Source organism: Streptomyces sp. NPDC044921, from assembly GCF_056432865.1.
On the sequence record NZ_JBWKIF010000007.1, the window covers coordinates 77485 to 100274 of the forward strand.

20 protein-coding genes are annotated in these 22790 nt (G+C 69.4%); 9 read left to right on the forward strand and 11 right to left on the reverse strand.

Going from position 1 to position 22790, the window contains the following annotated elements; all coding sequences use genetic code 11:
• Positions 1 to 2 precede the first annotated feature (2 nt).
• From rnpA to AC07DA_RS13120, 8 genes are all read left to right on the forward strand, one after another.
• The gene (gene rnpA, locus AC07DA_RS13085) at positions 3 to 374 is read left to right on the forward strand and encodes a ribonuclease P protein component (RefSeq protein ID WP_078650725.1); all 372 of its coding nucleotides are present in this window, start codon (positions 3 to 5) and stop codon (positions 372 to 374) included.
• Entirely contained in the window at positions 371 to 745 is a 375-nt protein-coding gene (gene yidD, locus AC07DA_RS13090) for a membrane protein insertion efficiency factor YidD (RefSeq protein ID WP_383327377.1), read from the forward strand. The genes rnpA and yidD overlap by 4 nt, the downstream gene beginning before the upstream one ends.
• 3 nt (positions 746 to 748) lie before the next feature.
• Complete coding sequence (gene yidC, locus AC07DA_RS13095; protein ID WP_479127450.1) at positions 749 to 2035, forward strand: membrane protein insertase YidC; 1287 nt, start codon at positions 749 to 751, stop codon at positions 2033 to 2035.
• Between the two features lie 15 nt (positions 2036 to 2050).
• Positions 2051 to 2563: a Jag family protein gene (locus AC07DA_RS13100; protein WP_020273088.1), complete on the forward strand. Its 513-nt coding sequence runs from the start codon at positions 2051 to 2053 to the stop codon at positions 2561 to 2563.
• 124 nt (positions 2564 to 2687) lie between these two features.
• Positions 2688 to 3404 carry a 16S rRNA (guanine(527)-N(7))-methyltransferase RsmG gene (gene rsmG, locus AC07DA_RS13105; protein ID WP_479127453.1) on the forward strand — a complete coding sequence of 239 codons (717 nt, stop codon included), beginning with the start codon at positions 2688 to 2690 and terminating at the stop codon, positions 3402 to 3404.
• Between the two features lie 265 nt (positions 3405 to 3669).
• Positions 3670 to 4746 carry a ParA family protein gene (locus AC07DA_RS13110; RefSeq protein ID WP_308287298.1) on the forward strand — a complete coding sequence of 359 codons (1077 nt, stop codon included), beginning with the start codon at positions 3670 to 3672 and terminating at the stop codon, positions 4744 to 4746.
• Positions 4743 to 5843, forward strand: coding sequence for a ParB/RepB/Spo0J family partition protein (locus AC07DA_RS13115; protein WP_479127455.1), 1101 nt, complete (start codon positions 4743 to 4745; stop codon positions 5841 to 5843). Before AC07DA_RS13110 ends, AC07DA_RS13115 begins: the two co-directional genes overlap by 4 nt.
• Before the next feature lie 318 nt (positions 5844 to 6161).
• On the forward strand, positions 6162 to 6779 hold the full coding sequence (locus AC07DA_RS13120; RefSeq protein ID WP_479127457.1) for a GNAT family N-acetyltransferase: 618 nt from the start codon (positions 6162 to 6164) through the stop codon (positions 6777 to 6779).
• Between the two features lie 94 nt (positions 6780 to 6873).
• Here AC07DA_RS13120 and trxA read toward each other — a convergent pair whose 3' ends face one another.
• The 7 genes from trxA to AC07DA_RS13155 form a co-directional block, all read right to left on the reverse strand.
• Positions 6874 to 7206: a thioredoxin gene (trxA, locus tag AC07DA_RS13125; RefSeq protein WP_010032728.1), complete on the reverse strand. Its 333-nt coding sequence runs from the start codon at positions 7204 to 7206 to the stop codon at positions 6874 to 6876.
• Between the two features lie 44 nt (positions 7207 to 7250).
• On the reverse strand, positions 7251 to 8219 hold the full coding sequence (gene trxB, locus AC07DA_RS13130) for a thioredoxin-disulfide reductase (protein ID WP_479127460.1): 969 nt from the start codon (positions 8217 to 8219) through the stop codon (positions 7251 to 7253).
• Between the two features lie 166 nt (positions 8220 to 8385).
• Positions 8386 to 9372 (reverse strand): anti-sigma factor family protein, encoded by a 987-nt coding sequence (locus tag AC07DA_RS13135; protein WP_479127461.1) that lies wholly within the window; start codon positions 9370 to 9372, stop codon positions 8386 to 8388.
• On the reverse strand, positions 9369 to 10088 hold the full coding sequence (gene sigM / locus AC07DA_RS13140) for an RNA polymerase sigma factor SigM (RefSeq protein ID WP_479127463.1): 720 nt from the start codon (positions 10086 to 10088) through the stop codon (positions 9369 to 9371). The genes AC07DA_RS13135 and sigM overlap by 4 nt, the downstream gene beginning before the upstream one ends.
• Positions 10089 to 10113: 25 nt before the next feature.
• Positions 10114 to 11823 (reverse strand): protein kinase family protein, encoded by a 1710-nt coding sequence (locus tag AC07DA_RS13145; RefSeq protein WP_479127465.1) that lies wholly within the window; start codon positions 11821 to 11823, stop codon positions 10114 to 10116.
• Positions 11824 to 11963: 140 nt separating this feature from the next.
• Positions 11964 to 14234 (reverse strand): murein biosynthesis integral membrane protein MurJ, encoded by a 2271-nt coding sequence (gene murJ, locus AC07DA_RS13150; protein WP_479127467.1) that lies wholly within the window; start codon positions 14232 to 14234, stop codon positions 11964 to 11966.
• A 43-nt stretch (positions 14235 to 14277) separates the two neighbouring features.
• Positions 14278 to 16686, reverse strand: coding sequence for a DUF6049 family protein (locus AC07DA_RS13155; RefSeq protein ID WP_479127469.1), 2409 nt, complete (start codon positions 16684 to 16686; stop codon positions 14278 to 14280).
• Between the two features lie 257 nt (positions 16687 to 16943).
• Between AC07DA_RS13155 and AC07DA_RS13160 the strand changes: the two genes are divergently transcribed.
• On the forward strand, positions 16944 to 18389 hold the full coding sequence (locus tag AC07DA_RS13160; RefSeq protein ID WP_479127470.1) for a CCA tRNA nucleotidyltransferase: 1446 nt from the start codon (positions 16944 to 16946) through the stop codon (positions 18387 to 18389).
• 102 nt (positions 18390 to 18491) lie between these two features.
• On the opposite strand, the gene AC07DA_RS13165 is transcribed toward AC07DA_RS13160, so the two are convergent.
• The 4 genes from AC07DA_RS13165 to AC07DA_RS13180 form a co-directional block, all read right to left on the reverse strand.
• Positions 18492 to 19004, reverse strand: coding sequence for an LppU/SCO3897 family protein (locus tag AC07DA_RS13165; RefSeq protein WP_479127471.1), 513 nt, complete (start codon positions 19002 to 19004; stop codon positions 18492 to 18494).
• A gap of 109 nt (positions 19005 to 19113) precedes the next feature.
• A complete protein-coding gene (locus tag AC07DA_RS13170; protein WP_479127473.1) occupies positions 19114 to 20391 on the reverse strand; it encodes an MFS transporter in 1278 nt (425 codons plus the stop codon).
• An 89-nt stretch (positions 20392 to 20480) separates the two neighbouring features.
• A complete protein-coding gene (locus AC07DA_RS13175; protein WP_479127475.1) occupies positions 20481 to 21563 on the reverse strand; it encodes an inositol-3-phosphate synthase in 1083 nt (360 codons plus the stop codon).
• A gap of 44 nt (positions 21564 to 21607) precedes the next feature.
• Positions 21608 to 22282 (reverse strand): PadR family transcriptional regulator, encoded by a 675-nt coding sequence (locus AC07DA_RS13180; RefSeq protein WP_425944346.1) that lies wholly within the window; start codon positions 22280 to 22282, stop codon positions 21608 to 21610.
• Between the last annotated feature and the right edge of the window lie 508 nt (positions 22283 to 22790).

Sequence of the window (22790 nt, forward strand, 5' to 3'; positions counted from 1 at the left end):
TCGTGCTGCCCACCGAGAACCGGCTGAGGCGGCGCGAGGACTTCGCGACCGCGGTACGACGAGGGCGTCGGGCAGGCCGCCCGACCCTCGTCGTCCACCTTCGAAGCGGTGCCACGGACCCGCATGCGCCTGGGGAGAGCGCTCCCCCGACGCGTGCGGGTTTCGTCGTGAGCAAAGCCGTGGGTGGCGCGGTCGTGCGCAACAAGGTGAAGCGCAGGCTTCGCCACCTGATGCGCGAGCGAGTCGCCCAGCTGCCCCCCGGTAGCCTGGTAGTCGTACGAGCGCTGCCCGGATCGGGCGACGCCGACCATGCACAGCTGGCCCGAGACCTGGACGCCGCCCTTCAGCGGCTGCTGGGAGGGGGCGCGCGATGAAGTACCCGCTGCTGGCTCTGATCAAGCTCTACCAGTGGACGATCAGTCCGCTGCTCGGGCCGGTCTGCAAGTACTACCCGTCGTGCTCCCACTACGGCTACACGGCCATCGACCGGCACGGTGCCATCAAGGGCACGGCACTCACGGCCTGGCGCATCCTGCGGTGCAATCCGTGGTCGCTGGGCGGTGTGGACCACGTCCCGCCGCGCAAGCGTCCGCGGTGGCACGAAATGCTGCGCAACGCGTGGCGCGCACGCAAGGGCGGGCCCTCCGCCGCCGACCCGGCCACCGAGGGACAGACTTCTCCCACAGGTCCGTCCAGTCCTTCGAGCCCGGCCGCAGAGACACCGTCCCATGCCCAAGGAGCATGATTAGTGGACACGATTGCCAGCCTCTTCAGCTTCATCACCACACCCGTCTCCTGGGTCATCGTCCAGTTCCACTCGGTGTACGGCGCCATCTTCGGCCCCGACACCGGGTGGGCCTGGGGCCTGTCGATCGTGTCCCTGGTGATCCTGATCCGTATCTGCCTGATCCCGCTCTTCGTGAAGCAGATCAAGGCGACCCGGGCTATGCAGACGCTCCAGCCCGAGATGAAGAAGATCCAGGAGCGCTACAAGAACGACAAGCAGCGTCAGTCCGAAGAGATGATGAAGCTGTACAAGGAGACGGGCACCAACCCGCTCTCCTCGTGCCTTCCCATCCTGGCGCAGTCCCCGTTCTTCTTCGCCCTGTACCACGTGCTCAACAGCATCGCCTCGAACGACACCATCGGTGTGATCAACGAGAACCTGCTGCAGAGCGCGCAGAAGGCGCACATCGTCGGTGCCCCCCTCGCGGTGAAGTTCACCGACAGCGCGTCGAAGGTGGAGTCGCTCGGCGCGACCCTCACCGACGTCCGCGTGGTCACCGCCGTCATGATCATTCTGATGTCGGCGTCGCAGTTCTTCACCCAGCGCCAGCTGATGACGAAGAACGTCGACACCACGGTGAAGACGCCGTTCATGCAGCAGCAGAAGATGCTGATGTACATCTTCCCGGTCATGTTCGCCGTCTTCGGCATCAACTTCCCCGTCGGTGTCCTCGTCTACTGGCTGACCACCAACGTGTGGACCATGGGTCAGCAGATGTACGTCATCCGCAACAACCCGACCCCGGGTTCCAAGGCCCAGGCCGAGTACCTGGAGCGCCTGCACAAGCATGTCACGCACCGCGAGAAGGTCAGCCGGCGCAGGGACCGCGTCATCGTGAAGGCCATCGTCGCCAAGGGCCGCGACCGTAACGAGTACGAGCGCAAGTTCATCAACGGACTGAGCAAGGCCGGACTCGCCGCGCAGGCCGACGGCACCGTGATCAAGAGCGAGGCCGCTGCCGCCGCCCAGGCCGAGGACGGCGCGACGGTCACCACGGGTACGCCGCGGCGTCAGCAGCCCAAGCGGCAGACCAAGGCACAGCGTCAGGCCGGCGCCGTGGGAGGCGCCAAGGCGGCCGGTGAGCAGGAGCCGAAGACCTCGCTGACCAAGTCCGACGAGCCCGAGGACGCCAAGCCCGCCCCCGCTGCCAAGAAGGGCGGCGCGAAGCCCGCCGGCGGTACCCGCAGCAAGGCCCAGTCCGGACAGCGCAAGGGCCCCCAGCGGCCCAAGTCCCCGTCCAAGAAGTAAGAAGGAGTCCATCCCGTGACGGAAGGCACCACCTCCGCCGCTGCCGAGGGTGCAGACACCCTGACTCGCCTGGAGCAGGAAGGCGAGATCGCGGCGGACTACCTGGAGGGTCTGCTCGACATCGCCGACCTCGACGGCGACATCGACATGGACGTCGAGGCCGACCGTGCCTCCGTCTCGATCATCAGCGACACGGGCAGCCGTGACCTGCAGAAGCTGGTCGGCCGCGACGGCGAGGTGCTGGAGGCACTCCAGGAGCTCACTCGACTGGCCGTGCACCGGGAGACCGGTGACCGCAGCCGTCTGATGCTCGACATCGCCGGTTACCGCGCACGGAAGCGCTCCGAGCTGTCCGAGCTGGGCGCCAAGGCCGCCGCCGAGGCCAAGAGCAGCGGCGAAGCAGTGAAGCTCCAGCCGATGACGCCCTTCGAGCGCAAGGTCGTGCACGACGCGGTCAAGGCCGCCGGCCTGCGCAGCGAGTCCGAGGGCGAGGAGCCGCAGCGCTTCGTCGTCGTGCTGCCCGCCTGATCGGCCCCTGCTTTTCCCGGCCCCGTCTGTTGCGCAGACGGGGCCGAACTTTGTCAGCCTGATAGTTCTGTGGTTCTGATGTCGGCGCCCGGCGCGCCGACGCGGTACGGAAGGACGGTCCCCCGTGACGGAGGCAGCGGAGCTTCCCCCCGCGCCCGAGCAGGCGCGCGAGGTATTCGGTGACCGCTTCGCGGATGCGGTGCGGTACGCCGAGCTGCTCGCTGAGACGGGCGTGCAGCGCGGTCTCATCGGTCCACGCGAGGTGCCCCGCCTGTGGGAGCGGCACCTGCTGAACTGCGCGGTGCTCTCGGAGGTCGTGCCCGAGGGAGTGACGGTGTGCGACGTCGGTTCGGGCGCCGGTCTGCCGGGCATTCCGCTGGCACTGGTCCGGGAGGACCTCAAGATCACCCTGCTCGAGCCGCTGCTGCGGCGCACCAACTTCCTCACCGAGGTCGTCGAGCTGCTGGGCCTCGACCATGTGACGGTCGTGCGCGGCCGCGCCGAGGAGGTCATGGGGAAGATCCAGCCCGTCCATGTGGTGACGGCCCGTGCTGTCGCGCCCCTCGATCGTCTCGCCACCTGGGGCATCCCGTTGCTGCGCCCGTACGGGGAGATGCTCGCGCTCAAGGGTGACGCGGCCGAGGAGGAACTGAAGAGCGCCTCGGCGGCTCTCAGCAAGCTGGGTGCGGTGGGGACCTCCATCCTGCATGTGGGCGAGGGCGTGGTGGACCCGATGTCCACGGTCGTACGGGTCGAGGTCGGAGAGAGTCCGGGCGGTGTGCGCTTCGCCGCGAAGCGGGCCAAGGCAGCTCGTACGGGCCGCGCGCGTCGGCGGCGCTGATCCGTCCTGCGGACGAGACGTACTCCACACAAGCTGCCAAACCTATGCATGCCGGAGTGTCGCGGCAGTTCGGCCAGGGCTGCCCTGCATCGTGTTTCACGTGAAACGTCGCTCACTGCTGCACGGCATCATCAGTCGTGGCCGCGCTGCGGCCGAACCCCGCGACCGTAAGCCCCTCGGCTCACTCGACGAGGGAACCGAGTTGTCCACAGAGGTGGATTTCTCCACAGAACGTCAGGCCTCACTGGTTCACGACCCCGAAGACATGGGAGGCTCTGTTCATTGCGAGCCTGAAGTCGAGGAGAGTGAATCCTTGCGGTCCGACGCCAACATCGCGGGACCGATGACCGATCCGGTCCCCGGTCCCCGTACCGAGTCGATGGGGGCGGATGTTTCACGTGAAACACCGCCTCCGATGGACGACACTCCCATCGGTCGTGCTGCCCAATTGGCGGTGGAGGCTCTGGGCCGTGCCGGCGAGGGTCTGCCGCGGCCCGAGCAGACCCGGATCATCGTGGTCGCCAACCAGAAGGGCGGTGTGGGCAAGACGACGACCACCGTCAACCTGGCCGCGTCGCTGGCCCTGCACGGTGGCCGGGTCCTCGTGGTCGACCTCGATCCCCAGGGGAACGCGTCCACCGCACTGGGCATCGACCACCACGCCGAAGTGCCGTCCATCTACGACGTGTTGGTGGAGAGCAAGCCGCTCTCCGAAGTCGTCCAGCCGGTTCCCGATGTCGAAGGCCTCTTCTGCGCCCCCGCCACCATCGATCTCGCCGGTGCGGAGATCGAGCTGGTGTCCCTTGTGGCCCGGGAGAGCAGACTGCAGCGCGCCATCCAGGCGTACGAGCAGCCGCTGGACTACATCCTCATCGACTGCCCGCCCTCGCTGGGCCTCCTGACGGTCAACGCGTTGGTGGCGGGCCAGGAGGTCCTGATCCCCATCCAGTGCGAGTACTACGCGCTGGAGGGCCTGGGTCAGTTGCTGCGCAACGTCGATCTGGTGCGGGGGCACCTGAACCCCGCCCTGCACGTGTCGACCATTCTGCTCACCATGTACGACGGCCGGACCCGGCTGGCGTCCCAGGTCGCCGAAGAGGTACGCACCCACTTCGGCGACGAGGTGCTGCGGACGAGCATCCCCCGTTCCGTCCGTATCTCCGAGGCCCCGAGCTACGGGCAGACGGTTCTGACTTACGATCCAGGATCGAGTGGTGCCCTCTCTTATCTTGAGGCGGCACGAGAGATCGCGCTGAAGGGCGTGGGCATCAGCTATGACGCCACGCACGCCCATATCGGCGCCCAACAGAACGACCCGAGCATGGTGGAGGGCATCCAGTGAGCGAGCGACGGAGGGGGCTGGGCCGTGGTCTCGGCGCACTGATCCCTGCCGCCCCGACAGAGAAGTCGGTGGCCCAGGCGGCAGCGGGGGGATCCGCTTCCGCGTCCCCCGCGGCAGTGCCCGTGCTGCCCAACGACCGCGGAGTGGCCGCAGCGAAGGTGGCGACGCTGCCCCCTGTCTCACGTGAAACAGAGGAAGCGGCGCAGCCTGCTGCCCCGGCCGCGCCCGCCGCACCGATTGGTGCGCACTTCGCGGAGATCCCGCTCGACTCGATCACCCCGAACCCGCGGCAGCCGCGTGAGGTCTTCGACGAGGACGCGCTCTCCGAGCTCATCACCTCCATCAAGGAAGTGGGGCTCCTCCAGCCGGTCGTCGTCCGGCAGGTGGGCCCCGCCCGCTACGAGCTCATCATGGGCGAGCGTCGCTGGCGGGCCTGTCGTGAGGCGGGCCTGGAAGCGATCCCCGCGATCGTGCGGGCGACGGAGGACGAGAAGCTCCTCCTGGACGCCCTGCTGGAGAACCTGCACCGCGCTCAGCTGAACCCGCTGGAAGAGGCCGCCGCCTACGACCAGTTGCTCAGGGACTTCAACTGCACGCACGACCAGCTGGCGGACCGCATCGGCCGCTCGCGCCCGCAGGTCTCCAACACCCTGCGCCTGCTGAAGCTGTCGCCGGCCGTGCAGCGCCGGGTCGCCGCGGGAGTGCTCTCCGCCGGTCATGCTCGGGCTCTGCTGTCCGTGGAGGACTCGGAGGAACAGGACAGGCTGGCCCACCGCATCGTCGCCGAAGGGCTTTCGGTGCGTGCCGTCGAGGAGATCGTGACCCTCATGGGATCACGTCCTCAGAAGGCCCAGCGCCCCAAGGGGCCGCGGGCCGGAGCTCGGGTCTCTCCCGCGTTGTCGGACCTCGCCACGCGGCTCTCGGACCGGTTCGAGACGCGGGTGAAGGTCGACCTGGGACAGAAGAAGGGCAAGATCACCGTCGAGTTCGCCTCGATGGAGGACTTGGAGCGGATCCTCGATTCGCTCGCTCCCGGTGAGGGGCCGGTCCTGCAGAAGAATCTTCTGGAGGGCGACTCCGAGGAAAGCGAGTCCTGAGTCTCCGGAGGAGTCTCGGCTGTGCATCCGACAGAGCGGGCCGTGTCCGGTGTGTACCGGAACGTGGCCCGCTTTTTCCTTTCTGCCGGTTTCGAGGGAATCGCATCGTGGATACGATGCGTTCGGATACGGCGCGACCTCCGGCAACACCTCTGAGAGGGAGGCAGGGGCCATGCGAACGATGAGCCGCACCGGGCTGGTGAGCGCCGGTCTGGGGCTGGGAGCCGTCGGTGGGTTCATCGGCAGTCTCCTCAGGGAACGGAGTGCTCTGACAGCCGCCCGTGACGTGGCGGGCGAAGGAAGCGAGGAACAGCCTTCATGGGGCGTCGGCTTGCACCGCTCACGCTGGACAACCTTCAGGACCTCCCCCAGCGCTGTCGTTCGTGCGTCTTCTGGGAGCTCGACCCGGTCAGCGGTGAAGCAGCGGTAAAGGCGGGCACGTCCGACCTGGAGAAGGAAGCCTGGATCTCAGCTGTCCTGCTGGACTGGGGCTCCTGCGGCCGGGTCGTCTACGTCGACGATGTGCCGGTGGGTTTCGTGCTCTACGCTCCTCCCGCTTATGTCCCCCGCTCCACGGCGTTCCCCACGAGTCCGGTCTCTCCCGACGCCGTCCAGCTGATCACCGCGTTCATCGTGCCGGGCTACCAGGGGCAAGGACTGGGCCGGGTGATGGTCCAGACGGTGGCGAAAGATCTGCTGCGGCGCGGCTTCAAGGCGATCGAGGCGTTCGGAGACGCCCGGTGGAAGGAGCCGGCCTGCGTACTGCCCGCCGAGCATCTTCTGGCGGTGGGCTTCAAGACAGTCCGGCAGCATCCCACGCACCCCCGGCTACGGCTGGAGCTGAGGTCCACGCTCTCCTGGAAGGAAGACGTCGAGATGGCGCTCGACCGGCTTCTGGGAGCCGTCCAGAAGGAGCCGGCCCTGCGACCTCTGTAGCGAGGGGCAGACAAACGAATGGGCCAACCCGTTCGGGTTGGCCCATTCGTGTTTCACGTGAAACATGCGCCGTCGGCGCGACGGCTCAGCCGCCTCACTCGGCGATGAACTCCTCCAGGTCGCGAACGATCGCGGCCTTCGGCTTGGCACCCACGATGGTCTTGGCGACCTCGCCACCCTGGTAGACGTTCAGGGTCGGGATGGACATGACGCCGTACTTGGCGGCCGTACCCGGGTTCTCGTCGATGTTGAGCTTGACGACCTCGATCTTGTCGCCGTACTCGGAGGCGATCGCCTCGAGGGACGGCGCGATCTGGCGGCACGGACCGCACCAGGCGGCCCAGAAGTCCACCAGGACGGGCTTGTCGCTCTTGAGGACGTCCTGCTCGAAGGAGTCGTCGGTCACATTCTTCAGGGTGCCGGCCACGGCGGGCTCCTTAACTGTTGGTGCGTGGGGCGGGTAGGGAGGGGTCAGACAGCGGTCTTCTCGGGCTCCGGCTGCTCCTCGTCCGCGAGGGCGGCCAGGAAGCGCTCGGCGTCCAGAGCGGCGGAGCAGCCGGTGCCGGCCGCCGTGATCGCCTGCCGGTAGGTGTGGTCCACGACGTCACCGGCAGCGAAGACGCCGGTCAGGTTCGTGCGCGTCGACGGCGCGTTCACCTTCAGGTAGCCCTCTTCGTCCAGGTCGAGCTGGCCCTTGAAGAGCTCGGTGCGGGGGTCGTGGCCGATGGCGATGAAGAGTCCGGTCACCGGCAGGTCCGAGAGCTCGCCGGTCTTGAGATTGCGCAGCTTCAGGCCGGAGAGCTTCGCGTCGCCCTGGATCTCGGCGACCTCGCTGTCCCACACGAACGAGATCTTCGGGTCGGCGAAGGCGCGCTCCTGCATGGCCTTGGAGGCACGCAGGGTGTCACGCCGGTGGACGACGGTGACGGACTTGGCGAACCGCGAGAGGAAGGTGGCCTCCTCCATCGCGGTGTCGCCACCACCGATCACGGCGATGTCCTGGTCCTTGAAGAAGAACCCGTCACACGTGGCGCACCACGACACGCCACGGCCGGAGAGGGCGTCCTCGTTCGGCAGGCCGAGCTTGCGGTGCTGCGAACCCGTCGCCACGATCACGGCCTTGGCCCGGTGGACGGTGCCGGCGGTGTCCGTGACGGTCTTGATCTCACCGGTCAGGTCGACGGCCACCACGTCGTCCGGGACGAGCTCGGCGCCGAAGCGCTCCGCCTGGGCACGCATGTTGTCCATGAGCTCGGGGCCCATGATGCCGTCCTGGAAGCCCGGGAAGTTCTCGACGTCGGTGGTGTTCATGAGCGCACCACCCGCGGTGACGGCCCCCTCGAACACCAGGGGCTTCAGCGACGCGCGTGCGGTGTACAGCGCCGCCGTGTAACCGGCGGGCCCGGAGCCGATGATGATCACGTTACGGACGTCGCTCACGGCTTGATTCCTCGTCTCTGGACTGCGTCGTTCGACCGGTGGGAGCTTCTTGCGGAGCTCTCACCCCACCCAACGGATCCTAAGGGGCGCGCATTCCCGCTGTGTCCGGGCACACGGAGATGCGCCCCGTGCCGGACACCACCCACGGGAGAGACGAGGCACCGGCTCAGGGAGACGGGTAGGTACGCTTCAGGAGGACCTTGCCCGGGGCAGCGGAGTCCTTCTGCGCCACACAGGTCGCGTCGACGATGTAGGCGGTGACCCGCGTGGCGTCGGCGGCATCGGGGAGCAGCACGAGCATGGCCTTCTTCCCCTGGTACGTGCCGTTCTCGACAGCGAGGGCGGCGTCTTCACGCCCGATGCCATCACGCACGCAGCCGGGTACCACGACCTCCCGGAAGACTCTCGGATCGTCGGTGCCCGGTGCGGTCGCCGCGCCGAAGGGACTGCGGGTACCGCCGCCTTCCTCGGTCTCGCTCTTGTTTTCGGAGAGGAGATCGGAAACCTGGTTCCGCAGCTGCCCCTCCGAGAAGGTGTCCGCGGGGGTGGTCCGCTGACCGCTCGCCGTGTCGCGCGAGGGCTGGCCGTCCCCGAGGGACGACAGGAGTACCGATCCCAGCCCCAGGGCGGCGACGGTGAAGACGGTGCCCAGAACGGCGATCCTGCGACGTCCGTTTCGCGTGCGTCCCTTGCGTCCCGGTCCGGTGGTCGAAGAGCGGGGGCGGCCGGCGGGCCGGTCGGCGGACGTCGATGTTTCACGTGAAACATGCGCACCGGTGTCGTCTCCGGCGGGGGTGGGCTTCGAGTCGGACTCGGAGCTGGAGCCAGAGCCAGAGCCGGAGCCTGAGCCGGGAGCCCCCGGAGATGCGCCCCTCTCCTCCGAGGTCTCCGGGCGGGTGGCCGTCAGCAGGGCCTCGGCGGCGAGTGCGGCGTCGATGCGCCCGGCGACCTCGGCGGGCATGCGCGGGGGACCCGGCAGGGTGCCGAGCAGCCCGCGGATCTCCTCCAGGGAGGCGTGGACGTCCGCGCAGAGCTCACACGCGTCGAGATGCCGCCGCAGGTCGCTGCTCCGGGCCGGTGGGAGGAGGCCCTCGACGAGGTCGGAGATCTCCGCGACGTCCGGGTGCCCGGCCATGTCGGTCGTCGACGTCACGCTCGCCCACCTCCGCCCTTCACTACAGCTGAGTCGCTCGGTCCTGTGTCCGGCGGTTCCGCTGGGTGCGGACCCGCTGCGGGTGGGACGGCCGACTCCGGCGTCCGGTTCCGTTCCGTGCCCGTCTTCTTGCCGCTGCCGTCCGGCCGGAGGTGGGTGAGCAGCGGCAGGAGTCTGGCTCTGCCGCGGGCGCACCTGCTCTTCACCGTGCCGGTCGGCACGTCGAGGATGCGGGCTGCCTCCGCGACGGGATAGCCCTGCATGTCCACCAGGACGAGCGCCGCGCGCTGATCGGCCGGCAGCGTGCCCAGCGCCTCGACGAGCTGCCGGTGGAGATCGTTGCGCTCGGCAGGTGCGGAGGCCGACTCGTGCGGCTCCAGCAGCTGCTCCAGACGCTCGGTGTCGTCGACGGGGGAGGTCTTCCGGGAGGCCGCCTTGCGGGCCCGGTCGAGGCAGGCGTTCACGGTGATCCTGTGCAGCCAGGTCGTGACGGCCGACTGGCCACGGAAGGTGTGGGCGGCCCGGTAGGCGGAGACGAGCGCGTCCTGCACCGCGTCAGCGGCCTCCTCGCGGTCCCCCAGGGTCCGCAGGGCGACGGCCCAGAGCCGGTCACGGTGCCGCCGGACGATCTCCCCGAAGGCGTCGGGGTCACCCTCCACATGGCGGGCGAGGAGGTCCTGATCCGTCGCACCGCTGAGTTCGGCGCTGTCCCCCATCGGACCCCTTCCCCTCGGTCGGCTCTCAGCCCGTGAACTTCACTTCGGTGATCGCCTGCTTGTAGCCCGCGTCACCGAAGTTGGACGGGTCGTAGCCCGAGTAGGGCAGCGCCGTCAGCCAGACCAGGACGTACCGGCTCTTCACCGGCTTGTCGACGGTGATCTTCGCGGTGGTGCTGCTCGACGTCACCGTGCCGAGCTTCTTCATGGAGCTCAGCGGGGTGGCGGAACCGAGGGAATCGGTCGCGTACAGCTCGGCCGTGGTGTGGTCACCGCCGTACCGGAGCGACAGGGTCGCGGACGAGACCTGCTGCTCGGACCCGAGGTCGTAGACGATGCCGACACCCGGCTTTATCACCATCTTGGGACCGTCGAGATAGCTGTTGGTGCGCCAGGCCGTTGACGTGTCGCCGTCGTAGGTCTTGCCGACGTCGGCGGCGTGCTGGGCCTGGCCCTTGGCGACGTACTCCTGGGAGCCCTTGATCGCGATCGGCTTCGGGGCCGGGCGGTTCTTGTTCTTGTCGCCCTCGTTGTTCTGCGTCTTGGTCGGGTCCTCTGCCTTGCCGCCCTGGTCCATGAGGGCGTCGGCCAGCTGCCAGCTGCCGAGGCCGAGGGCGGCGATCAGGAGGGCGGACACGGCCCACTTCAGGGCCTTGCCGGTGCGGCTCTGCAGCGGGGGCGGCGGGGCGGGGATCGACTGGGTCGCACCGGGGACCTGGCGGCCGTAGGTGCCCTGCTGGTACGTCGTGCGCTGGTACTCGGGCGGGGCGGTGAACGCCGGCTCCGGCGGGCGGATGCGGGGCATCTCGCCGATCGCCTTCACCAGCTCCTCCGGCGTGGTGCACGGCGACTCGTGCCGGGAGGCGGTGGCACCGTCGTTGGCGAGGGCCCGCATCGAGAGCTCGGACAGTCCGCGGTGCACCCCGGCCCGTACCTGGTCGGGTGCGATGAGGCCGATGTCCTTCGGAAGCCCCGACAGCCCGTAGGCGTCGCTCTCGTACGGCCAGCGCTGGGTCAGCGCCGCGTACAGCAGGGCGCCGATGGCCTCGGTGTCGGTGCGCTGCGGGGTGTCGGACGAGATGCCGCGCAGGGCGGCGTTCACGGCGAGGCCGCGGATGCGCCACTGGCCGGTCGAGGCGCGCAGGACGGCGTTGGGGTTCAGTCGCAGGTGGGCGAGGCCCTCACGGTGGGCGGCGGCCATGGCGGCGGAGACCTGGCTGACCATCTGGTAGGCGTCGTACGGCTCCAGCGGCCCGGAGGCGAGGAGCGTGGTCAGTTCGGTCGCGTCCGGGAGCCACTCGTGGACCACGTAGACGAGGTCGTTCTCCTCCACCGCGTCCAGCACCTGGACGAAGCGCGGGTCGCCGAGGAGTGCCGAGGAGCGGGCGGCGGCCAGGACGGACCGGGCCCGTGCGTGGTCCGCGGGCAGGATGTGCACGCCGACGGCTCGGCGGAGCTTCTCGTCCACGGCACGCCAACTGCTGAAACCGTCCAGACGGGTGACGCACTCCTCGAGGCGGTAGCGTCTGGCGAGCTTGTGACCACTGTGCAGCTCAGGCGTCGAGGTCTTCCCGGAACCGTCGGCCCGGGTGCTCTCCTGTACCTCGTCGCTGTCCGTGTCCCGCTCCAGGTTCTTGGCCACCCCGTCGGCCGTGGACTGGTCCGCCTCCGCGGTCAGCGACGTCTCGCCGCTGTTGTCTGCCACGTCGACGGCAGCCGTACTCCGTTCCGCCACCGTCGTTCCTGCCTCCCCATCCATTGCGCGCCGGTCCGCATCCGATGCGCGCCGTCCGACGCCGAAACCAATTGTGCCCACAGTCCGCCGCTATGCACGACACGCGGTGGCTGACGATGGTTGTGCGCCTACCCCCCTCCTCAGCGTCCCAGGCGCCCGCGGACCATGCCGACCAGCGAGTTGAGTTCCTCGATGCGCATGCGGCGGGCGGCGACGAAGAAGACCCCGAGCAGCACGGCACCGCCGGCGAACACCGCGACGAGCGAGCCCGCGACGCCCTGGCCGAGCGTGTGACCGATGCCGTAGACGGCCGCGCCGCTGAGCAGGGCGGCCGGGATCGACGCGATGCACAGCCGGGCGTAAGTCCGCAGCACGCGGGCGCCGTCGAGGTCCCCGCCCAGCCGCTTGCGCAGCCGGCGCCAGGCCACGCCGACGCCGATCGCGTAGGCCAGTCCGTAGGAGGCGGCCATGCCGACCACGGCCCAGCGGGACGGGATGACGAAGTAGCAGGCCGCCGAGGCGCCGGCGTTGACCGCGGCCACGATGACCGTGTTGTAGAAGGGCGTTCGGGTGTCCTCGTAGGCGTAGAAGGCACGCAGGACCACGTACTGCACGGAGTACGGGATCAGGCCGAGGCCGAACGCCATCAGCATGTACCCCATGTTGGTCGCCTCGCTGGTGCCCGAGGAGCCGAACATCAGCGTGCACAGCGGGATGCCGAGCGAGAGGAAGCCGAAGGCGATCGGCACGATCGCGACGGCCGTGTTGCGCAGACCCTGGGAGATGTCGTCGCGGACAGCGCCGCCGTCGCCCTCGACCGCCGAGCGTGACAGGCGCGGCAGCAGGGCGGCCATCAGGGAGACCGTGATGATGGCCTGCGGCAGGCCCCAGATCAGCTGGGCGTTGGCGTAGGCGGCGAAGCCGGTGCCGTCGACGGGCGAGGCCTTGCCCGCCGCGGTCGACAGCTGGATGACGATCATCGCGCCCGCCTGGTTGGCGAGGACGAACAGGACCGTCCACTTGGCGAGCGTGACGGCCTTGCCGAGGCCCTGGCCCTTCCAGTCGAAGCGCAGCCGCAGCCGGAACCCGGTCTCACGCAGGTAGGGGATCATCGCCAGTGCCTGGACCACGAGGCCGAGCAGCACACCGATGCCGAGCAGGCGCTGGCCCTCCGGCGGGATGGTGGTGACCTTCATCCCGGAGTCGGCCGCGGTGCCGTAGACGTAGATGAACATGCCCAGCGTCACGATGATGACGATGTTGTTCAGGACCGGGGTCCACATCATCGCGCCGAACTTGCCCCGGGCGTTGAGGATCTGCCCCATCACCACGTGGACGCCCATGAAGAAGATCGAGGGCAGGAAGTACTGGACGAAGGTGATGCCGACCCGGTTCGCCGCCGGGTCGCTGGCGACCGGGTCGGACAGCAGGCGGATCAGGAGCGGCGCGCCGAGGATCGACAGGGCGGTGAGGGCGCCGAGCGTCACCATGACGAGGGTCAGCAGGCGGTTGGCGTACGCCTCGCCGCCGTCCTCGTCCTCCTTCATGGCGCGCACCAGCTGCGGTACGAAGACGGAGTTCAGGCCGCCGCCGACCGTGAGGATGTAGATCATCGTCGGCAGCTGGTAGGCGACCTGGAAGGTGTCACCGAGAAGGCCGACGCCCAGGGCCGAGACGATCAGCGCGGAGCGGATGAAGCCGGTGAGCCGGGAGACCATCGTGCCCGCCGCCATCACGGCGCTGGACTTCAGCAGGCCCCCGGCGCGGCCGCCCTTCTTCGGGGCGGGCGCGGCGGCGGGCTCCGGCGCGGGTGCCTCGTCGGCCGGGGACGTCGCCGTGTCACCGTGCCCGGGTGCCTGGTACTGGCCCTGCCCCGTGGGCGCCGGTGATGGGCCGGGGACCGACGGCGTCTCGTACGAGGGGTGGCCGCTGCTCTGCTGCTGGTCCCGGAAGAGGTGCGCGAACGCGTCCGGTTCCTGGCGTGGCCCGCCCGCCCGGGAGACGAGGTCGTCCACGCCGACGAACTGGGTGGTACGCGGGTCGTCGCCGTAGGGGAGGTGCCGCGTGGGGCCGTCCGGCTCGGGCGCGGGCGTCTGGGCCCACACCCGCGGATCGGGTGCGTACGGCGACTGCGGCGGCTGGGCGTACAGCTGCTGCTGGGGCGGGTAGGTGCCCGGGGCGGGGGGCGGGTGCGCGGCGCGGTCGTAGAGCGCCTCGCCGACCGGGTCCTGGGCGGCGAGGTCGTGCGCCTGGTAGGGGTCCGGGGCGTAGGCGTCCTGGAGGTACATGTCCGCGGGCGGCTGCGGCGGTACCTGGCCGTGCTCGGCCGGCGAGCCCTCGGGCCCGCCCGACTCGGGGTGGCCCGGGCTGCCCGCGGCACGGCCGCGGTCACCGTCGTACGGCGCGTTCATGGTTACCCCACCTCATCGTCCCGGGCCCACCGGCCACGACATCTCAACGGTCCACTCTCTCACCCGTGCCGGACGGGTCGGCGCTTTCCGCTGCGGTGTCCGGGACCGGGTCACTCGGCTGCTCCGGGGTGTGGGCCCGGGAACCCGCAGTGGACTCCTCCGTGGGACGGTCGCCGGCGGTGTGCGGGTTCTGCGGAGTGCCGGCCGGTTCCCGCGGGCCGTCGGCGGTCTCGCCGGCCTCGGCGGTGTCCTCCGGCTCGGCCGCTTCGCGGGCGGCGGCGCGCTTGCGCTGGGTGTACATCCGGAAGCCGGCCAGGACCAGGAGGAGGAAGCCGCCGCCGATGACCAGCATGACGGTGGGGGTGACCTCGGTCACCCGCACGTCGAAGATGACGGGGTCGCCGTAGGGCCGGCCGTCCTCCGTGTACAGCTGGGCGACCACCTTGGCCTGTCCGTTGGCGTTGGCGGACGTGGTGAACTTCACCGACTGGCTGTGGCCGCCGTTGACCGCGACGGGCTGCTCCTCGTAAGGGGCGTCGCCGATCTTGAGGCGGGTCGGGTTCTGCGACGTGAGCCGCAGCTGCAGGTGCTCGACGCCCTGCACCAGGTTGTTCTGGACCGTCACGGGGATCGTGGCGCTGCGGCCGGAGAGCTTGGTCTCCGTCTTCTGGATCAGCTTGACCCCGTCGATGAGCCCGTCGAGGTAGGACTCGATGTCGTAGCGGTAGCCCACCGCCGCGACGCCCCGGCCGCGCCAAGAGGTGGACATCTCGCGGTTCATGGCCCGGCCGAACGGGGTGACCACGCGGGACTGGATGGTGAGGATCACCTTGAACTTGTCGAGCTTGCCCTGCGTCCTGGCGATCTGCTCGAACGCGGCCCGCGGCAGTTCCTGCTTGCGCAGGTCACGGGGGTAGACCGACGCCGGGGGCACCTTCGTGTTCGCCGCGGGGTCGGGCTTGGCCCGGGCGGCGTCCGCGAGGTCCTGGGACTCGGACCAGTTCCCGTCCTGCAGGGCCGTCAGGGCTTCGGACATGGCCCGGGCCTGGCTGACGGAGGGCATGCGCTGCGGGGCGACGACGACGCTGCGCTGCTTGCCGGTCTGCAGGCCCAGCGTCAGGCTCTGGGCGAGGAAGCGCTGCACGGCGAGCGTGGACGCGGAGGCCCTCGTCAGATCGCCCTGGAACGGCGTGGACATCCTGGCGTCCGCCACGACCGCCGTGGTGCCGCCGCCGATGGGCCGGGCCGCTGAGGGCGTGTAGGGGAGGTTGTCCTGGAGGCTGTCGCCGCGGGCGATCACCTTGTCGGCGCCCGCGGACGTCGCGACCTTCACGATCGACGGGTCGACGGCCCCGTCGACGGGCCAGGCGAAGTCCGTGTTCGGCTTCACGTGGAGGATCGTCTCCACCGTGTCGTCGACGACGTCGGTGGCTTCCTTGAGGTGACTCAGCGACCCGGTCACGGTCGTGCCGTTGTGGGCGAGGGAGGCCAGGTCGGGGTCGCCGAACGGCAGCGCCACGACCTCCTTGCCGGCGACCGCCTGCTGGAGGTCGGTCAGCCACCGCTTGGCGAGCTCCTGGTTCCTGCCGGGTGTGGTGCTGCCGTCGGCGGCGCGGACCTCGTAGCTCCTCGTCATCGCGTCGACGGACGCCAGCAGGTCCGGGTCGACCACCCACGTGACGTCGAGGGACTCGCCCAGCGACACCATCTGGTCGAGGCGGCCGCCCGGGGAGATCTCCTCGGCGAGCTCCTCGTCGCGGAAGACCGGCGTCTGCTGCTCGTTCGACCCCGTCTCGGCCGCCATGTGGGAGGTGGAGACGAGTGGCCACAGGAACGTGGTCCTGGTCTTCGTGTCGGCTTCCTCCGGCTGCCAGGGCAGGAACGTGCGCTGGATGCCGAGGACCCGGTCCCAGGGCTGAGCGGCGGTCTCCCCGGAGAGGGTGACGCCCAGCTGGTAGACGCCGTTCCCGCCGAGGTCCAGCTCCTCCACCGGAACGGAGATCGTGAAGGGCTCCGCCACGCCCGGGGTGAGCCTGGGGAACTTCTCGGTGTACTTCCCGCCGACCTCCTGGCCGGCGGGACCCTGCAGGTCGTCGCTTTTCTTGGCCAGGGTGTCGATGGACGAGCGGGTCTCGACCTGGGGGCCCACCCGCAGATCGACGTGGGCGTCGGTGACCGCCTGCTTGCCGTTGTTGGTGACCGTGCCCGACACCGTCAGCGTGTCCCCCTCGGTGGGGACGCTGGGGGTGAGGGAGTCGACGGCGACGGAGACCGAGCCCGCGCCGGAGGCGGCCTGCGGGGACTCCTGTCCCGTCGCGTCCGCGGGGGGCGCGCCGGGCATCTGGAGGAGTCCGGCCAGCAGGGGCGCACCAGCGAGCAGTGCCCCGGTGCGCCGCAGCCACCGGCGGGCAGGTGAGGCACTGGTCCCCTGGAAGTCTGCCGCGTCGGCCACGCGCTCGCCCGTCCCTCGTCGTCGTCAGTGGTCGTCGGAATGTGCGTCCACGCATGGTAACGATGCGCGCTGAGGGGAAGTGCCGCGGTCCGCCCCACAAGATCGCGGGCCGGCGTACCGCTGTCCGGTATGCGGACCTATGGAAGGGAGCGGTTCTTTACCGCTCAAGGGCAGCCCTTGTGCGGGTATGGAGGGACGTGTCCTCACCCCGTATACGAGGAGCTGCGGGATGCCCGGGCCACGTACCCTCTTCTGTTGTGCCGAACGCCAACGAAGAAACGTCCAGTGTCCTGAGCCAGGTGCAGCAGCGCGCGGTGAGTGAACTGCTACGGGTCGCTCCTGTCGCCGACGACCTCGCCCGCCGCTTCCAGGAGGCCGGGTTCTCACTCGCCCTGGTCGGCGGCTCGGTCCGGGACGCGCTGCTGGGGCGGCTCGGCAACGACCTGGACTTCACGACCGACGCCCGTCCCCAGGACGTACTCAAGATCGTGCGCCCCTGGGCGGACGCCGTCTGGGAGGTCGGGATCGCCTTCGGCACGGTCGGCGCCCACAAGGGCGGCTACCAGATCGAGGTGACCACCTACCGGTCGGAGGCGTACGACCGGACCTCGCGCAAGCCCGAGGTGTCGTACGGCGATTCGATCGAGGAGGATCTCGTCCGCCGTGACTTCACCGTGAACGCGATGGCCGTCGCGCTGCCGGAGAAGGAGTTCATCGACCCGCACGGCGGTCTGGAGGATCTCGCCGCGCGTGTCCTGCGCACCCCGGGCACTCCGGAAGAGTCCTTCTCCGACGACCCGCTGCGGATGATGCGGGCCGCGCGCTTCGCGGCTCAGCTGGATTTCGAGGTCGCCCCCGAGGTCGTCGCGGCGATGACGGAGATGGCCGGGCGGATCGAGATCGTCTCGGCCGAGCGGGTCCGGGACGAGCTGAACAAGTTGATCCTCTCCCCGTACCCGCGCAAGGGCCTGTCGCTGCTCGTGGAGACCGGCCTCGCCGATCACGTGCTGCCCGAGCTGCCGGCTCTGCGTCTGGAGCGCGACGAGCACCACCGGCACAAGGACGTCTACGACCACACGCTGATCGTCCTGGAACAGGCGATGGCGCTGGAGGACGACGGGCCCGACCTCACCCTCCGGCTGGCCGCCCTCCTGCACGACATCGGCAAGCCGCGTACCCGGCGCTTCGAGAAGGACGGCCGGGTCTCCTTCCACCACCACGAGGTGGTCGGGGCGAAGATGACCAAGAAGCGCATGACCGCGCTCAAGTACAGCAACGAGTTGGTGAAGGACGTCTCACGTCTGGTCGAACTCCACCTGCGTTTCCATGGCTACGGCACCGGTGAGTGGACGGATTCCGCGGTCCGCCGCTACGTCCGTGACGCCGGGCCGCTCCTCGACCGCCTCCACAAGCTGACCCGCTCGGACTGCACCACGCGCAACAAGCGCAAGGCGGCGGCCCTGTCCCGGGCGTACGACGGGCTGGAGGAGCGGATCGCCCGGCTGCAGGAGCAGGAGGAGCTGGACTCCATCCGCCCCGATCTCGACGGCAACCAGATCATGGAGATTCTGGGCGTCGGTCCCGGTCCGGTCGTCGGCCGCGCCTACAAGCACATGCTGGAGATGCGGCTGGAGCACGGGCCGATGGACCATGACGCGGCGGTCGCGGTGCTCAAGGAGTGGTGGGCCGAGCAGGAGGGCTGAGTCCGTGGGCCGGGGCGGCATGTTTCACGTGAAACACGCCGCCCCGGGGACGGACGAAGGGGCGGTGTTTCACGTGAAACACCGCCCCTGTCCGTGCCGGTCCTACTTCTTGTAGTCCTGCAGGCAGAGCAGGAAGTCCTTGCCGTCACCGCTTTCGGTGTACGTGTACTGGAAGTCCTCGGCCTCGGACTTGCACTTGCTCGACGCCAGAGTCTGCGTCATGTAGGAGCCCTCGATCTTGGCCAGCACCTTGAACTGGGCCTTCGCGTCGCTGCACTCGACGACCTCAAGGTCCGGGTTGTTGTCGTCGGTGCTGCCGCGGTGCATGCAGTCGCCGACGGCCGCCGTGTTCGCGTCGTCCCGGCTGGTGATCCAGCCGCCGATGGCGATGCCCGCCACCGCGACGACGATCACGATGTTCTTGATCATCTTGGCGCTGACCTTGCGGCCGGACGGCTGCGGCGGAACCGGGGCGTACGGACCCGCGCCCTGGGGCGGGATGCCGGGCTGGCCGGGCTGCTGGGGGTAGCCGCCCTGCGGCGGGTACGGAGCCTGGGGCTGACCCGTGGGCTGGTTCTGCGCGAACGGGTTGCCCTGGGGCGGCGGAGTGGACACGTGGGTTCCCCCTGAAAACATGGATGCGTGACGCGAACATGTCGCGAGATAAGACCCACGTAAGGTAACGGTCCCCACTGACACCGCAGTAGTCAGAAGTGGCTCTGTGTCATTGATGTGACACTGACTCGCGCCCGAACCGGGCCATAGCGGTAGCTACCGTCGCGTAGATCACGGCGATCGTGGCCACCAGGGGTACGGACCGGCCGTCCGGCGGCAGCATCAGGGCGGCGACTGCGGCCGCGGCGACGAAGAAGACGTTGAACAGGACGTCGTAGACCGAGAAGATCCGGCCACGGAAGCCGTCGTCGACGGAGGACTGGACGATGGTGTCCGTGGCGATCTTCGCTCCCTGGGTGGTCAGGCCCAGGACGAACGCCGCGACCAGCAGGGGCACGGTGGCGAACGGCAGTCCGAGCGCGAGCTCCAGCACGGCGGCGGCCCCGGCGCACACGACGATCCAGCGGCCCGGCCCCAGCCGCCCCGCGGTCCAGGGCGTCACCACCGCCGCCGCGAAGAAACCGGCGCCCGACACGCCCAACGCCAGGCCCAGCAGGGCGAGTCCCTCGTCCGGGGTGGAGGTGAGGGCGTACCGGCAGAGCATCAGCAGCATGACGAGGAGCGCGCCGTAGCAGAACCGCATCACGGACATGGCTGCCAGCGCCCAGGCGGCCTCCCGGCGCGGCGATGCGGCCAGGTGCCGTACGCCTGCCGCGAGTTCGCGCACCGTGCCGGTGAGAGCCGTGCCGATCCGCACGCGCACCGCGCTCCGGTCGGGGCCGAGGAGTTCCCGGGCCATGGTCAGCGTCGCCAGGGCCGCGCACAGGTACAGCCCGGCCGCCACGAGCACCACGGCCGCGTCGGAGTCCGCCCCCACCAGGCGGACGGCGAAGGCGAGGCCGCCGCCCGCGGTCGCCGCCAGTGTTCCGGCGGTCGGGGAGAGGGAGTTGGCGAGGACGAGGCGCTCGGTGTCGACCACGCGCGGCAGAGCGGCGGACAGACCGGAGAGGACGAAGCGGTTGACGGCGGTGACGCACAGGGCGGAGACGTAGAAGAGCCAGTCCGGTGCCGGACTGAGTATCAGCAGGGCCGTCGCGCAGGCCAGCAGGGCGCGCAGCAGGCTGCCGTGGAGCAGGACCTGGCGGCGCCGCCAGCGGTCGAGCAGGACGCCGGCGAAGGGGCCGACGAGCGAGTACGGGAGCAGCAGCACGGCCATCGCGGAGGCGATCGCGGCCGCCGAGGTCTGCCGCTCCGGAGAGAAGACGACGTAGGCGGCGAGCGCGACCTGGTACACGCCGTCGGCGCCCTGGGACAGCAGACGGACGGCGAGCAGGCGCCGGAAGCCCTGGAAGCGCAGCAGCACGCGCAGGTCACGGACGACGGCCATGGGGCCCAGCCTCACATACGGGGAGGGTCCCCGGGCCATACGACCCGGGGACCCTCACAGCCCTGGCAGGAGCGGCCGGTTGCGGCGCGTCAGCGCTCGACCTCACCCTTGATGAACTTCTCGACGTTCTCGCGGGCCTCGTCGTCGAAGTACTGCACGGGCGGGGACTTCATGAAGTAGCTCGACGCCGACAGGATCGGGCCGCCGATGCCGCGGTCCTTGGCGATCTTCGCGGCGCGCAGGGCGTCGATGATGACGCCGGCGGAGTTCGGGGAGTCCCAGACCTCCAGCTTGTACTCCAGGTTCAGCGGGACGTCGCCGAAGGCACGCCCCTCCAGGCGGACGTAGGCCCACTTGCGGTCGTCCAGCCAGGCGACGTAGTCGGACGGGCCGATGTGGACGTTGCCCTCACCCAGGTCGCGGTCGCGGATCTGGGAGGTGACGGCCTGGGTCTTGGAGATCTTCTTCGACTCCAGGCGGTCGCGCTCGAGCATGTTCTTGAAGTCCATGTTGCCGCCGACGTTCAGCTGCATCGTGCGGTCCAGGACGACGCCCCGGTCCTCGAACAGCTTCGCCATGACGCGGTGCGTGATGGTGGCACCGACCTGCGACTTGATGTCGTCGCCGACGATCGGGACGCCCGCCTCGGTGAACTTGTCCGCCCACTCCTTGGTGCCGGCGATGAAGACCGGGAGGGCGTTGACGAAGGCGACCTTGGCGTCGATGGCGCACTGGGCGTAGAACTTCGCGGCGTCCTCGGAGCCGACGGGCAGGTAGCAGACCAGGACGTCGACCTGGCGGTCCTTGAGGACCTGGACGACGTCGACGGGCTCCTCGGCGGACTCCTCGATGGTCTCGCGGTAGTACCGGCCCAGGCCGTCGAGGGTGTGGCCGCGCTGGACCGTCACGCCGGTGCGGGGCACGTCGCAGATCTTGATGGTGTTGTTCTCGGAGGCGCCGATGGCGTCCGCGAGGTCGAGGCCGACCTTCTTGGCGTCCACGTCGAACGCGGCGACGAACTCGACGTCGCGGACGTGGTAGTCGCCGAACTGGACGTGCATCAGGCCCGGCACCTTGGACGCCGGGTCGGCGTCCTTGTAGTACTCGACTCCCTGCACCAGCGACGCGGCGCAGTTGCCCACGCCGACGATGGCTACGCGAACCGAACCCATTCCGGTTGCTCCCTGTGTGTACGAGTGAGGCCCGCTGCGGGCTCTCACGTGGCGGTGTCGTCGGGCGTATCCGGACGGGGGTCGTCCCCCGGCCGGGGCAGGCCGCCCGACGCTCCAGATGTGGTGTCGCGCGAAGCGGGCTCCCCGGAGGCGGGGCCCTTGAGGTCCCGTCCCGCCCGCTCGCTCTCGATGAGCTCGTTCAGCCAGCGCACCTCGCGCTCCACGGACTCCATCCCGTGGCGCTGAAGCTCGAGCGTGTAGTCGTCGAGTCGTTCCCGGGTCCGGGCCAGGGAGGCGCGCATCTTCTCCAGACGCTCCTCCAGCCGGCTGCGGCGGCCCTCCAGTACGCGCATGCGCACATCGCGTGAGGTCTGCCCGAAGAAAGCGAAACGGGCGGCGAAGGTCTCGTCCTCGTACGCGTCGGGCCCGGTCTGCGAGAGCAGCTGCTCGAAGTGCTCCTTACCCTCCGCCGTCAGCCGGTAGACGATCTTGGCGCGGCGGCCGGTGAGGGGAACGGCCTCGGACTCGTTCCCCGGTTCCTCGATCAACCAGCCGTTGGCGACCAGCGTCTTGAGGCAGGGGTAGAGCGTCCCGTAGCTGAACGCACGGAACACGCCCAGGGACGTGTTGAGGCGTTTACGCAGCTCGTAGCCGTGCATCGGAGATTCCCGGAGCAGGCCGAGTACGGCGAACTCGAGGATGCCGGAACGCCGGCTCATCGTCGCCTCCTCTCCGCCCGGTGCGCGGGTCTCCGTCCGGTGTATCGCTCCGATGTCTCGGGGCGATGTGTCGGGTTGATGTATCGACTCGATACATCACGACGATAGAACGGCCTTCCGGATGCGACAAGAGGGGGTGTGGTGAACGGGGTCACATCACCGATTCATCGGACGCGAGTTGCCTGATTTGAGATGAAGTTCGGGGCTCGGCAGGTTTTGGCGGTGCGTAGTCTGTGCGCCATGCACATCACCGGGAACCGAGTGACGCCCGAGAGCGTCGTCGTCTTCGGTGTAGTACGGGTGCATGCGGGACCGATGAATGCGGAGCCGACCGCATCCGTACTTCGGGGGGACCGGAAACCAGCCGCCGTTTCCAGGCGCGCAAGGGTGCGCCTGCCCGAGGAGTAGTCGTTCGATGAGCGAGCACCGTCGCAAACCGCCGCAGCCGCAGGGAGGCGGACGTGCCGCGGCCCGACGCGGCCAGTCCGGCTCGTCCTCCGGCCGCCGA